The sequence below is a fragment of the Staphylococcus sp. HMSC067F07 genome (assembly GCF_001837405.1).
In the GTDB taxonomy this organism is placed as follows: domain Bacteria; phylum Bacillota; class Bacilli; order Staphylococcales; family Staphylococcaceae; genus Staphylococcus; species Staphylococcus capitis.
Genome location: NZ_KV832237.1, coordinates 814,414 through 827,509, shown reverse-complemented (window position 1 = coordinate 827,509; position 13,096 = coordinate 814,414). Strand labels below are relative to the sequence as shown.

Below are 13,096 nucleotides of genomic sequence, written 5' to 3'. Positions count from 1 at the left end.
CTGAGAATGACTATTTTATCTCAGAGTCTCTTGTATATTTAGGCTGACTTTTTGTGAGTATGATTGCTTGATTGTTTACCATTGTCTGATTTATGTGTTGATTTTTTCACTGAATCTAATTTTCCATTAATGATTCTTTCAGGATTATTAGTATTATATTCATTTAAATTGTGCTTTTGAATATAATTTCCTACGACTTCATCAAGCGAAATACCTTCCTCACGTTGTCCTCCAAACATATCGTAGCCATCACCTTTGTTAGCGGTAAAATCATTGGTAGCAACATAATATGTTTTATTAGGATTTAATTTTTCAAATTTTCCGGTCTCGCGATTACGAACTTGAATATCTCGAACTCTTGAGCCAGATTTTTGATTCATATCATAATAAACACGTATTGATTTCGAAACTTGTAAGAAACCGCCATTTGGTGATAGTTGTTTCTTACCATCTTTTGTTTCAGTAGGAGAACCTAGACTATGTTCAAATGCTTTCTTCACATTCGTACCTTTAACTTTAATCTGTGAAATTAAATTACCGAAAGGCAGCACTGTAATAATATCGTTTTGAGTGACTTTGCCTTTAGAGATGGAAGCGCGAATACCACCGCCATTAGTCACTGCGAAATCTGGCTTATGTTTAAAGTTTTTCGCTGCGTAATCCTCCATCGCATCTGTAATTAGATTTCCTAAATTCGTTTCTTGAGTACGAGCTATATTTTTATCGCCTTTAAATTCAACTTTATTATTAGGAATAATCACTTTAGATGTTTCTTTTTTAAATTCATTATTCGCTTTATTTACTTGTTTTTCTATTGAGGGATCAGCTTTTATTTTATTTGTATCTTTGACGTTAATCAGACTCGCTTTTAAATCTGACACTTTATGATGGTTAAAAAGAAAACTAATTTTGCCTACATTTTCCAAAGCAGTACCCGTTTGAGCTAAGATACCATGATTATACTTTTTGCCATGTTTTATAACAGAATGTGAGTGACCATCTAAAACTATGATTGGTTTTTTTATTGAGTTATCTTTGGATAATTGTTCAATTAGATAATCTCCACGCCATTCTTTTTTAGTATTTTTATCGATGCCAAGATGAGATAAAACAACATATACATCTGCTTTACCATCCATTTCTTTAATAGCACCTTTCACACTGCTCAATGGATCTTTAAATTCTACATCTTTCACAGCATCAGGAGAGGTTTTAATTTTAGTTTCGGGAGTTGTAACACCTACTAAACCGTATCGCACACCATTACGTTTAATTATAGTTGAAGGTTTGAAAATGCGCTTCCCGTTTTTATAAATATTTGATGAGATCATTGGAAAATGAAGCTGTTTTTGTAATTTTAATAATTGGTTATAGCCAAAATCAAATTCATGATTACCAATTGTCATAGCGTCATAGCCTACTTTATTCATTGCTTTAGCCATTTCTTCACCTTTTGAATGGTTAGAAACTGGCAATCCTTGAAAGGCATCCCCAGAGTCTAAAACTAAATCAGGTTTTTCTTTATTTTTGAGACCTTTTAATTTAGGCATGCCAATAACACGTCCTTTTTCTTCTACGAAGCGACCATGAATATCATTAGTATGTAATATTGTGTGTTCAGTTTTACTTTGATTGTCATTTGAGTGCGTGTGTTGTTCTGAAGCATTAACGAGGTTAAAGTTTAGTATCGTACCAAGGGTTATAAATAAAGTGATAATAGTGATTATGATTTTTTTCATATAGTTCCTCCTTTTGAAAAATTATATACATTGCAATATTAGCATATAAAAAGAATAAATAATTCTTTTATTTAAAATATTTACTTCGAATTTAAATTTAATTAATAAAACGTCATAGTCTAATGACCAAATAGCAATACAACTAACGCGCTCATACAAAAATCATAAATTAAAAACTACTTATTAAACCCTATAATGTGTTTACTGCATATACAAGAAAGCGCTTTTATTATATAATATTGATGTAAATTAAGAATATGTACATACTAGAAGGACAACGCACTTATGAAATAAACAAGGGGAGATTTTGTAATGAAAAAGATAATGATTACAGGGGCACTTGGCCAAATTGGAACCGAGTTAGTAGTGAAATGTCGAGAAATTTACGGTACAGAAAATGTATTAGCTACAGATATTAGAGAACCTGAAGCAAATTCACCAGTTCAAAATGGTCCATTTGAAATTTTAGATGTTAAAGACAGAGAGCGTATGTATAAGCTTATCGAAGATTTTGGGGCAGACACTTTAATGCATATGGCAGCATTATTATCCGCAACTGCTGAGAAGAATCCATTATTCGCTTGGGATTTAAATATGGGAGGATTAATGAACGCTCTTGAAGCTGCACGTACGTATGAACTACAATTCTTTACACCAAGCTCTATTGGTGCTTTTGGCACGTCAACGCCTAAAGTAAATACACCACAAGTAACAATCCAACAACCTACTACAATGTACGGTGTTAATAAAGTTGCGGGTGAATTACTGTGTCAGTATTATTATGTTAAGTTTGGCGTAGATACTCGCAGCGTAAGATTCCCAGGACTTATTTCACATGTGAAGGAGCCAGGGGGCGGCACGACTGACTACGCTGTTGAAATTTATTTTAAAGCAGTAAGAGAAGGTCGTTATACAAGCTATATCGATAAGAACACATATATGGATATGATGTATATGGATGATGCCATCGACGCTATTATAAAATTAATGGAAGCAGATGGTGCCAAATTAGAAACTCGTAATGGTTATAATTTAAGTGCAATGAGTATAGAACCTGAAATGGTTAAAAAAGCCATTCAAGAGTACTACCCTAATTTCGAACTAGACTATGATGTTGATCCAGAACGTCAAAATATTGCTTCAACATGGCCTGATAGTATCGATACGAGCTGTTCACGTGGTGAGTGGGGATTTAATCCAAAATATGATTTAGCCTCAATGACTAAGTTGATGCTCGCAGCAATTGAAGAAAAAGAAAAGGTTGCTAAATAGAAAATCTTATATAATTAATAACGTAGTTTAGCTAAAACTTATTCCTTTTAAAATTAAAACTTTTAAAAGGAGTTTTTTTATATTTTAAATCCAATGTATCTATAACATACGTAAATAACTAAACTTGTAAGTTTAATATGGTAATGTTTAACTAATAAAGAGTACATAATTACATTTGTATATTTATTTTGAATATTTAGAAAACTCATTGAATAGTATAAATGCGATTGATATAATTTAGAGTAACTATTCAATTCGGAGAAATTACTAGGAGGCTATATTCATGTCAGAAAAGGTAAAATTTGAACAACGAGATACATTGAAAGAAAAACCAGACACATCGAAATTAGGATTCGGTCAATATTTTTCAGACTATATGCTAAGTTTGGATTATGATGCGGATAAAGGTTGGCATGATATGAAGATTGTACCTTATGCACCATTTGAAATTTCACCAGCAGCACAAGGTTTACATTATGGTCAAGCGGTATTTGAAGGGCTTAAAGCATATAAACACAACGGTGAAGTGGTATTATTCCGACCAGACCAAAACTTTAAACGTATTAATAATTCTTTAGCGCGTTTAGAAATGCCAGAAGTTGACGAAGAAGCATTATTAGAGGGATTAAAACAACTTATTGATGTTGAACGTGACTGGGTACCAGAGGGTGAAGGGCAATCATTATATATTCGTCCATTCGTATTTGCTACGGAAGGTATTCTAGGTGTACGTGCATCTCAACAATATAAGTTATTAATCATTTTATCGCCTTCAGGTGCGTATTATGGTGGAGACACGTTAAAAACTACTAAAATTTATGTTGAAGACGAATATGTTCGTGCCGTACGTGGAGGAGTAGGATTTGCGAAAGTTGCCGGTAACTATGCTGCTAGTCTACTTGCACAAACTAATGCTAACAAATTAGGTTATGACCAAGTATTATGGCTAGATGGTGTGGAACAAAAATATGTCGAAGAAGTTGGAAGTATGAATATCTTCTTCGTTGAAAATGGAAAAATAGTCACACCTGCATTAAATGGAAGTATCTTACCAGGTATTACTAGAAAATCAATTATTCAATTAGCTGAAGACTTAGGTTATGAAGTTGAAGAAAGAAAAGTTTCAATTGACGAATTATTCGACGCTTACGACAAAGGTGAACTTACAGAAGTATTTGGTGCAGGTACTGCAGCGGTTATTTCTCCAGTTGGTACATTACGCTATGAAGACAGAGAAATTGTTATTAATAATAATGAGCCAGGTGAAATCACTCAAAAATTATATGACACATATACTGGTATTCAAAGCGGTAAATTAGAAGATAAATATGGTTGGAGAGTTGAAGTCCCTAACTATTAATGTGTTATATACTGAAAGAGCTTTCTCATTCGAGAAAGCTCTTTTTTGTGAAATAAAGAAACCATAATCCACTTTTCTATAATTATTGAAGTCTCTATATTACAATAATATGTAAATGAATGTACTACAAAAAATCATTTTCAGGAGAGAAGTAAAAATGGAATGGATATTATTTGATAAAGATGGCACGCTAATAGAATTTGATAAGAGTTGGGAAAAAATCGGTGTGCGCCTTGTTGATAAACTATTAGAGACATTTCCTGTACACGACAAAGAAGTAGCACACCGCCAACTTGGAATTATTGACGATAAAATTGTTCCTGATTCAATTATGGGTTCAGGATCATTAGGAGATATGATTAAATCTTTTAATAAAGTTACTGGAGAAGATACATCTGATTGGGCAAGAAATACTAGCCAAGAACTTGTTGATACTCGTGTTCCTGAAAATAATTGGATTGAAGGTGTGCAAGAGACTATTCAGGAACTTAGAAACGAAGGTTATAAAATTGGTATTGTCACTAGTGATACCAAAAAAGGCGTAGATCAATTTCTAGAAGAAACGCAATCTAAAGAATTATTTGATTTAATTATTTCTACAGAAACTCATGCTGAAGAAAAACCCAATCCAAAAGTGTTGAATCCTTTATTTGACGCTTATGATGTTTCACCAGATCAAGTTGCCATCATTGGTGACACTACAAATGATATGAAAACTGCGGTAAACGCTAAATTAGGTTTAAGTATAGGTGTATTAACTGGTATCGCAAAAAGAGAGGAACTTCATGAAGCGGATGCGGATGTCATTATTGACAGTGCTAAAGATGTAAAACAAATTTTAGATCAATATAAAAAATAACAAAATTAATTAAAAAGCATGGATATTTGAGTGAGTTCAAGTAACCATGCTTTTATTATATTTGTCTTTAAAAAAAGAGGTTTCACTCTACATTTAATTTTAGATGTAAGTTTTAATCGATATTTTCTATTAACATCATACATTAATTCATTGTTAACCCACCATCAACAGTTAAATTCTGACCAGTGATACCACTTGCTTCATCAGAAGCTAGATAAGCAACCATATTTGCTACATCTTGTGGCGTAGTCACTTTTTTGAGCGGTGTCGTTTGAGCGATTAAGTCGAATACCTCAGGCGTCGTTACTGCACTAGCATCAGTAGTTTTTAATAATCCTCCAGAAACCACATTGGCTGTTATACCATATTGGCCTAGCTCTGCAGCGATATTACGGGTAAAACCTATTAAGCCAGCTTTAGCAGTCGTGTATTCATGATAGGGGACGACTGGGTTTTGATATAGATTTGTTCCGATATTAATAATTCTGCCTTCCTGTTTTTCAATAAATTGAGGTATGACACTTTGTGTAACATTAAATGCAGCTTTTAAAGTGCCATCAAGTTGTTGTTGATAATCTTCCCAAGTTAAATCTTTGAAGTTCTTTTGTTGGTTTGGATCAAACTTAAAATTAACTAGTGCATTATTAATAACAATGTCTATATTACCAAAATGTTCCTTTGCAACTTTGACCATTCGGTTAACTTCGGCACGTTCTGTCACATCAGCTTGAATTGCAATTGCTTTTTCATGACTAATATTCTCAATCAATTTTTCAGCTTTTTCTCTGCTATGTTTATAATTCACAACAACGTTATAACCTTTATTAATTAATGTTTGAGCAATTACCGCTCCTAAACCACGGCTACTTCCAGTAATAATTGCAGTTTTTGACATTTTTAATCCTCCTAAAATTTTTTAAAAAAAGAAGCACAACTTCCGTAAAAAAGTTGTGCTTCTTAGTCATCACATATTATGACAAATTAATATTAAGAGCGTCATCACACTTTCCTACGCTAGTTTAAACTAGATTCAGGTTCAAAGGGTTTGGATAGATTCCATCTCAGTTAAAAACACCCCTAGTGTAAATCATTAACTTGTAGTATTAACCTATATATAATTAGATCGTTTGTCAAAAAATAGAATATAAGCAAAGTTTCAATTCACTTTAAGGTCTTGTATCAACTTGGCGATGAGTCTGGATGATATGAGCTATTTTATCGATAATTGGGTCTAGTGAATCCAGATTTTCGTGAATATCATACTCATTAATATTGACGCGCACCACTGGACAAGCATTAAAATTATTAATCCAATCATCGTAACGTTTGAATAATTTTTTCCAATATTCAGGGTCTGTATTAATTTCCATATCACGACCACGTTGCTTAATACGATCAATCACTTCATCATAATCACATTCTAAATAAATTAACACATCTGGTTTAGGAAAATAAGGTGTCATTACCATAGCGTTAAATAATTCTGAATACGTGTGAAAATCTTCCGGGCTCATTGTACCTTGTTCTTCATGCATTTTCGCAAAAATATCAACATCTTCATAAATAGAACGGTCCTGTACGAAGCCACCACCATATTCAAACATACGCTTTTGTTCTTTAAAGCGTTCCGCTAAAAAGTATATTTGTAGATGAAAACTCCAACGCTCAAAATCATGATAGAATTTATCTAAATAAGGATTATGATCAACATTTTCAAAAGAAGTTTTAAAATTTAATTTATCAGCAAGCGCCTGTGTTAATGTTGACTTTCCGACGCCCACAGTACCTGCAATAGTGATAATTGCATTTTGAGGAATACCAAAATTATTCATCTATATTATCTCCAATCATTGGTTTTATTAATTCTAAAATTTCTTTATAGTCGTCACTATTGTTAACAAAATCTTTCTCAGTTGTGTCAATACGTATGACATTCGCGCCCTCATTTTTTAAGGATTCATAATAAGCTTTATAATCTTGTTTCAGCTTTAATAAATAATCATCTTCAATAGTATGTTCAAAATCGCGATTGCGTTTAGCTATTCTAGTTTTGAGAACATCTAAATCTGCATCTAAAAAGATAATCATATTAGGCATTTCAAGATCTTCAGTCAAAATATCATAAATGCGACTGAATTTATCGAACTCTTTCGAATCTAATGTGTTATTTGCAAATATTTTATTTTTATGTATGTGGTAATCACTTACAACGCCTTGTTCTAACGCCTCAATATCTTGAATTTGTTTATATCTGTTACATAAAAAGAACATTTCTGTTTGAAAGCTCCACTTTTCTATGTCGTCATAAAAGTCTGATAGAAAAGGATTTTCGTCAACAATTTCTTTCTCTTCGTAATAACCAAGCGTTTGACTTAGCATTCGTGCAAGTGAAGATTTACCAACACCTATAGGTCCTTCAATTGCAATAAATGGTTTATTCATATTCACTTCTCCAAATGTTAAAATAGACAATGAGTATTGTACCATAAGTGAGGTATTGCAACACATATGAGAACTGATAAAGATTATATGCGTTTAGCAATCAAAGAAGCTCAGAAAGCACAAGCTCTAGGGGAGGTGCCCATTGGAGCTGTCATTGTTAAAAATGATCAAGTCATTGCACACGCTCATAATTTAAGAGAATCCTTACAACTACCTACTGCACACGCTGAACACATTGCGATTGAACGTGCATCTAAGGTAGTGGGTAGTTGGCGTTTAGAAGAATGTACTCTTTATGTCACCCTTGAACCCTGCGTGATGTGTGCAGGAGCCATCGTGATGAGTCGAATACCACGAGTGGTTTATGGTGCTGTTGATCCTAAGGGAGGATGTACCGGCAGTTTGATGAACTTGTTAGAGCAGCCTCAATTCAACCACAGAGCTATTGTTGAGTCGGGTATTTTGGAAAATGAATGCAGCACACTTTTACGTGATTTCTTCAAAAATATTCGCCAACAAAAGAAGGCACTCAAACAAGCAAAGATACAAAATGACACAAATTTGTTAGAATAATTGTGTATGAAAAGAGTGACAATACATGCTAACCTTTTCAAAAATTAAATTTAAAAACCTAAATTAAAAATAAATAACTACAAACGGGAAGAAACGAGGTCAACGAATGATAAAGCTAATTGCAACAGATATGGATGGAACGCTCCTTAATGCTGCACACGAAATTTCTCAAGAGAACCAAGAAGCGATTAAATTTGCACAAGAACATGGTATCACTGTTGTTATCGCGACAGGGCGTGCATTTTACGAAGCGAATACACCAGTTGCTGAAACAGATTTAAAAGTACCATATATCTGCTTGAACGGAGCCGAAGTTCGCGATGAAACGTTCAATATTATGAGTACATCTCATCTTAATCATTCTTTAGTGAGTAAGATAACGTCTACATTGAAAGAAAAAGACATATATTATCAAGTTTACACAAATAGAGGGATTTATACGGAAAATCCTCAAAGAGACTTAGAAATTTATATTGATATCGCTGAACGTGCTGGTCAAAAAGCAGATGTTGAGAAAATCGAGAACAGTATTCAAAAACGTATAGATAATGGAACTTTAAAAATTGTTGATAATTATGACAAAATTGAAGATATTCCTGGTGAATTAATCATGAAAATTTTAGCGTTCGATTCTGATTTAGGAAAAATTGATCTTGTAGGTCAAGAATTAGCTCAATCACCAAACCTTGCAGTTTCTTCATCTTCAAGAGGTAATTTAGAAATTACACATTCAGATGCGCAAAAAGGCATAGCTTTATCTACTATTGCGAAACAACTCGGCATTGATTTAAAAGATGTCATGGCACTAGGGGATAACTTAAATGATGTCTCTATGCTTGAAAGAGTCGGTTATTCGGTCGCAATGGATAATGCTGCACCAGAAGTTAAGACAGTCGCTAAGTATGTGACTGATTCAAATGAAAACAGCGGAGTCGGTAAAGCAATTAAGAAATTTTTAAAAGAAGAGAATCAATTAACATAATTAAGAGGTGTAAAAGATGAAAGGATTAATAATTGTAGGCAGTGCTAGAGTAGGTTCTCATACAAATGCTTTAGCTAAATACCTTATAGGTCAATTAGATGAACATGATGTTGATGTAGATATATTTGATTTAGCTGAGAAACCAATTCATCAATTGGACTTTTCTGGTACAACACAAGCTGCTGAAGATATTAAAAAAAATGTTAAAGAGCTTCAGGATAAAGCAATGGAAGCGGATTTCTTTATTCTTGGAACGCCTAATTATCATGGCTCATTTTCTGGCATACTTAAGAACGCTCTAGATCATTTGAATATGGATTATTTCAAAATGAAACCGGTGGGTCTCATTGGAAATAGTGGAGGTATTGTAAGTTCAGAACCATTATCACATTTAAGAGTGATTATACGCAGTTTATTAGGTATTGCAGTTCCTACACAAATTGCTACACATGATTCAGATTACGCAAAATTAGACGATGGCACATTATACCTAGAGGATAGTGAATTCCAATTACGTGCAAAATTATTCGTAGATCAAATCGTTTCATTTGTAAATAACAGTCCTTATGAACACTTAAAATAAAACGTACAGTTATACAATATAATTTTAAATAAAAGTAGCAGTAAGAAGGTTCTTAATTAAAACCGACTTACTGCTATTATTTTTATGGGCTGATATTCTAAAATCTATGTATTGATATCATTTATTAATTGTTGCCATCTATTTATAATGGCATCCTTACTAAAATTTTTGGATGATTCAATACTATTTTGAGCATATTTTTGTTGTAATTCCGGTTCTTCTAGTAGAGCCTTCACAGTTTCATATAGTTGATCTTCATTGTTAAATTCTACTAATGAGCCATTATAATCAGGAATAATTAATTCACCTGGTCCATATTTAATATTATAGCTAATAGAAGGAACACCATGCGATTGAGCTTCTAATAATGCTAATGAGAATCCTTCCATATTACTTGTAATTAAATTAACATATGCTGTTTTAAATTCTTCTGTTAAGTCATTAAGAAATCCTCTTAGAAATACATGATTTTCTACATGATAATCATTAATTAATGTTTTAAGCTTACTTTCTTCAGGCCCAAAACCATATAAATGTAATTCAATTTTGGGGAATAACCCTTTTAATTTACTAACCAGCTTAATTTGTTGTTCTAATTGCTTTTCAGGGGAGTATCTTGCTACAGAAATTAATTTTTGAGATGTATATCCTATATTATGTTGTGATGTACTTTCAGAGAAACCTACAGGTATCGCATAAACTGGAATACAGTCCTTAATTCTATGACGTACATCTTCGGCTTGTTGTTCCGTTGAAACTACAATGGCTTTGTAGCGTTTTAAATGATCGAAGACGCCTTTATAGACATTTTTAATCCTTGAATGCATCAAATCATTAATATCTTTGACATGAGTACTATGTAAAACGGCTACAACCGGTATTGTATGAATTGTAGAATTAAAAACATGTGATGAAATTAAATTTCTGTCACTAAAGAAAAGATCACCACTGCAATAAATTTGTTCTATGAAAAATGCACTTAACTCAGTATCATTATTGAAGAAATACGTTCTCCCCTGATGATGTAATAGTATTTTCTTAGCTATATTAGGTTCATTTGAATCAATATCATAATATTTCTCTAATTTAACTTCTTTTTGAGGAGAATAGTAAAACTCCGATTGAATTTTTTGATCAGTTGATAAAATTCTAGTACAACTTAAGAATCCTCGAGTATCATACAGCACTCTTTTGATTTTCCTACGAGATGTATCGAAATAATTAAGATAATCAAGTTTTTTATAAGTCTCATCTGTAAAATGGGCATACATTATAAAGTTGTTACCATCATAAACGCGTACATCATTAGAATGTTCAACATACTTAATTGTGTATCCACAATCATGCTGCCAATCATGTAACCAATTTTTACTATTTATCGATTCAATATTTATAGTTACTTGCGTAGCTTCTTGAAAATAATCGTACATATTTATGTAATCTTCATGCATTAAATAATTTGATGCTGTATCAGTTAAGTAACGATTCCATGCTAATAGAATAACTTTTGATGAATATTTATTTTCTTTAAAAAGGTTTAAACGATTAATAATAGCTTTTTCAATACCTGTGATTTTTTGACCAATATTGTTTCCTACAAAATAAAACATTCGATACCTCATCTGTTTAATTTATTTTACAAATATTATAACATAATAAAATCTTCAAATATTAAATAAACTAAAAATAAAAATTCAATAATATTAAAAACATTCCTATTCTACTTAGTCCGAAATTATTAACCTCCTTATCTATAGCACTTTTTTAACACCTTAACATTCTGAATATTTAAAATAATGTTAGCGCTTACACTCAACTTTGTGATAAACTTACACGGTAGAGATGTTTAGAACAAAGGGGTGGGGATGACTATGAAACGTTATCGTTATTTTATCATTACCATGATTGTTATTATGACGATGATTAATTACATCGATCGTGGTGCAATCTCATATGCTCAAGAAGATATTATTAAAGAATTTGGTTTTGATACGATTGCTTGGGGATCTATACTAGGATACTTTGGCTATGGTTACATGTTTGGTTCATTGCTTGGTGGAATTACTTCCGATAAAAAGGGACCTAAATTTGTTTGGATATTGGCTGGGACGGCTTGGTCTTTAGTTGAAATTGCAATGGCTTTTGCAGGTGAACTTGGTATGGCAATATTTGGAGGTTCAGCTATTGCTGGATTTGGTTTACTTCGAGTGCTTTTCGGTATTTCAGAAGGTCCTATCTTTTCAACGATTAGTAAAACTAATGCGAACTGGGCGGCACCTAGAGAACGTGGTTTATTATCAGCTCTTGGTTTAATTGGCGTACCTTTAGGAGCACTTATTACTGCACCTATCGTATCTGGTTTCTTAACTATAGCAAGTTGGCGTTTACTCTTTGTCCTATTAGGCATACTTGGGTTAGTCTGGGTAATTATTTGGGCAAAGGTATTTACAGATTATCCCGAGGACAATAAAAAAGTTTCAGAAGAAGAATTAAATGATATTCGCTCTACAAATGAGAGTTTAAATGTTGAAAAAACAGTAGAAACAGAAGATTCAAGTGAAAAGTGGTATCATTTCTTTAAAAGTCCAACACTCGTAGGAAACATGATTGGTTATTTTGGTTTCCAATATGTTAATTTTCTTATATTAACATGGACACCGAAATACTTGCAGGATGAATATCATTTTGAAATCCATTCACTTTGGTATTTGGGGATGATTCCTTGGATCGGTGCTTGTTTTACAGCATATTTTGGTGGTCAAATGTCTGACTGGCTACGTAAAAAGACTGGTAGCTTACGTATCGCACGTTCATACTTTGCGATTGCAGGCATGATTTGTGCAGCAATATGTTTCCTAATCATTCCATTCACACATAGTATCGTTGCAGTCATGATATTAATGATGATAGGGAATGCGTTTATCTTCTTACCTAACGCAGTTTACTGGTCAGTGATTATTGATACAGCACCAAATAAAACTGGTACCTATGGTGGTATAACTCACTTCTTTGTTAATACAGCGACAGTGATTGCGCCTACACTTACAGGTATTTTAGTCGCTACTCACGGTTATTCAACAATGTTTATTTCAGCGGTTGTAGCTTCATTGATTAGTATTATTGCAATGTGTTTCGTTAGACCAGGGGAGAAGAATATGAGTAGACATTAACTTAATATTAATTTATTTTTGAAAATGTCTATGTAATACGCACACGATATATTAAAATTTTATATCGCATAAAAAAAGAGAGTTGCTTTAAAGAAGTGTGGAGCAACTCTCTTTTT

At 32.8% G+C, this 13,096-nt stretch carries 12 protein-coding genes and 1 riboswitch; of the genes, 7 read left to right on the top strand and 5 right to left on the bottom strand.

The window, feature by feature from the left end:
• Window positions 1–38 precede the first annotated feature (38 nt).
• Window positions 39–1,739, bottom strand: a complete 1,701-nt coding sequence (locus HMPREF2706_RS10955) for a 5'-nucleotidase C-terminal domain-containing protein (RefSeq protein ID WP_030059901.1) — start codon at window positions 1,737–1,739, stop codon at window positions 39–41.
• Window positions 1,740–2,051: 312 nt separating this feature from the next.
• On the opposite strand from HMPREF2706_RS10955, the gene HMPREF2706_RS10950 reads away from it, so the two are divergent.
• The 3 genes from HMPREF2706_RS10950 (at window position 2,052) to HMPREF2706_RS10940 (ending at window position 5,230) form a co-directional block, all read left to right on the top strand.
• Window positions 2,052–3,011: an NAD-dependent epimerase/dehydratase family protein gene (locus HMPREF2706_RS10950; protein ID WP_070862375.1), complete on the top strand. Its 960-nt coding sequence runs from the start codon at window positions 2,052–2,054 to the stop codon at window positions 3,009–3,011.
• A 283-nt stretch (window positions 3,012–3,294) separates the two neighbouring features.
• Complete coding sequence (locus HMPREF2706_RS10945) at window positions 3,295–4,371, top strand: branched-chain amino acid aminotransferase (RefSeq protein WP_030059905.1); 1,077 nt, start codon at window positions 3,295–3,297, stop codon at window positions 4,369–4,371.
• Between the two features lie 157 nt (window positions 4,372–4,528).
• Window positions 4,529–5,230, top strand: coding sequence for an HAD family hydrolase (locus HMPREF2706_RS10940; RefSeq protein WP_002433489.1), 702 nt, complete (start codon window positions 4,529–4,531; stop codon window positions 5,228–5,230).
• Between the two features lie 142 nt (window positions 5,231–5,372).
• Here HMPREF2706_RS10940 and HMPREF2706_RS10935 read toward each other — a convergent pair whose 3' ends face one another.
• The 3 genes from HMPREF2706_RS10935 to HMPREF2706_RS10925 form a co-directional block, all read right to left on the bottom strand.
• Window positions 5,373–6,125, bottom strand: a complete 753-nt coding sequence (locus tag HMPREF2706_RS10935) for a 3-oxoacyl-ACP reductase (RefSeq protein WP_030059908.1) — start codon at window positions 6,123–6,125, stop codon at window positions 5,373–5,375.
• 94 nt (window positions 6,126–6,219) lie between these two features.
• Window positions 6,220–6,319, bottom strand: a riboswitch (TPP riboswitch).
• Window positions 6,320–6,396: 77 nt separating this feature from the next.
• Window positions 6,397–7,062: a deoxynucleoside kinase gene (locus HMPREF2706_RS10930; RefSeq protein ID WP_002433233.1), complete on the bottom strand. Its 666-nt coding sequence runs from the start codon at window positions 7,060–7,062 to the stop codon at window positions 6,397–6,399.
• The gene (locus HMPREF2706_RS10925) at window positions 7,055–7,672 is read right to left on the bottom strand and encodes a deoxynucleoside kinase (RefSeq protein WP_030059909.1); all 618 of its coding nucleotides are present in this window, start codon (window positions 7,670–7,672) and stop codon (window positions 7,055–7,057) included. The genes HMPREF2706_RS10930 and HMPREF2706_RS10925 overlap by 8 nt, the downstream gene beginning before the upstream one ends.
• A gap of 66 nt (window positions 7,673–7,738) precedes the next feature.
• On the opposite strand from HMPREF2706_RS10925, the gene tadA reads away from it, so the two are divergent.
• From tadA to HMPREF2706_RS10910, 3 genes are all read left to right on the top strand, one after another.
• A complete protein-coding gene (tadA, locus tag HMPREF2706_RS10920) occupies window positions 7,739–8,245 on the top strand; it encodes a tRNA adenosine(34) deaminase TadA (protein WP_030059911.1) in 507 nt (168 codons plus the stop codon).
• A gap of 106 nt (window positions 8,246–8,351) precedes the next feature.
• Window positions 8,352–9,227, top strand: a complete 876-nt coding sequence (locus HMPREF2706_RS10915) for a Cof-type HAD-IIB family hydrolase (RefSeq protein WP_002452494.1) — start codon at window positions 8,352–8,354, stop codon at window positions 9,225–9,227.
• Window positions 9,228–9,243: 16 nt separating this feature from the next.
• Entirely contained in the window at window positions 9,244–9,810 is a 567-nt protein-coding gene (locus HMPREF2706_RS10910) for an NADPH-dependent FMN reductase (protein ID WP_023350765.1), read from the top strand.
• 104 nt (window positions 9,811–9,914) lie between these two features.
• Here the strand turns inward: HMPREF2706_RS10910 and HMPREF2706_RS10905 are convergent, their stop codons facing one another.
• Window positions 9,915–11,420: a glycosyltransferase family 4 protein gene (locus HMPREF2706_RS10905; protein WP_049428862.1), complete on the bottom strand. Its 1,506-nt coding sequence runs from the start codon at window positions 11,418–11,420 to the stop codon at window positions 9,915–9,917.
• Window positions 11,421–11,681: 261 nt separating this feature from the next.
• Between HMPREF2706_RS10905 and HMPREF2706_RS10900 the strand changes: the two genes are divergently transcribed.
• On the top strand, window positions 11,682–12,980 hold the full coding sequence (locus tag HMPREF2706_RS10900; protein ID WP_049428860.1) for an MFS transporter: 1,299 nt from the start codon (window positions 11,682–11,684) through the stop codon (window positions 12,978–12,980).
• Window positions 12,981–13,096 lie beyond the last annotated feature (116 nt).

Coding starts and splice junctions, on each gene's coding strand:
- HMPREF2706_RS10930 (WP_002433233.1), bottom strand. CDS start 7,062: ATGAATAATTTTGGTATTCCTCAAAATGCAATTATCACTATTGCAGGT.
- HMPREF2706_RS10910 (WP_023350765.1), top strand. CDS start 9,244: ATGAAAGGATTAATAATTGTAGGCAGTGCTAGAGTAGGTTCTCATACA.
- HMPREF2706_RS10935 (WP_030059908.1), bottom strand. CDS start 6,125: ATGTCAAAAACTGCAATTATTACTGGAAGTAGCCGTGGTTTAGGAGCG.
- HMPREF2706_RS10950 (WP_070862375.1), top strand. CDS start 2,052: ATGAAAAAGATAATGATTACAGGGGCACTTGGCCAAATTGGAACCGAG.
- HMPREF2706_RS10955 (WP_030059901.1), bottom strand. CDS start 1,739: ATGAAAAAAATCATAATCACTATTATCACTTTATTTATAACCCTTGGT.
- tadA (WP_030059911.1), top strand. CDS start 7,739: ATGAGAACTGATAAAGATTATATGCGTTTAGCAATCAAAGAAGCTCAG.
- HMPREF2706_RS10915 (WP_002452494.1), top strand. CDS start 8,352: ATGATAAAGCTAATTGCAACAGATATGGATGGAACGCTCCTTAATGCT.
- HMPREF2706_RS10900 (WP_049428860.1), top strand. CDS start 11,682: ATGAAACGTTATCGTTATTTTATCATTACCATGATTGTTATTATGACG.
- HMPREF2706_RS10940 (WP_002433489.1), top strand. CDS start 4,529: ATGGAATGGATATTATTTGATAAAGATGGCACGCTAATAGAATTTGAT.
- HMPREF2706_RS10925 (WP_030059909.1), bottom strand. CDS start 7,672: ATGAATAAACCATTTATTGCAATTGAAGGACCTATAGGTGTTGGTAAA.
- HMPREF2706_RS10905 (WP_049428862.1), bottom strand. CDS start 11,420: ATGTTTTATTTTGTAGGAAACAATATTGGTCAAAAAATCACAGGTATT.
- HMPREF2706_RS10945 (WP_030059905.1), top strand. CDS start 3,295: ATGTCAGAAAAGGTAAAATTTGAACAACGAGATACATTGAAAGAAAAA.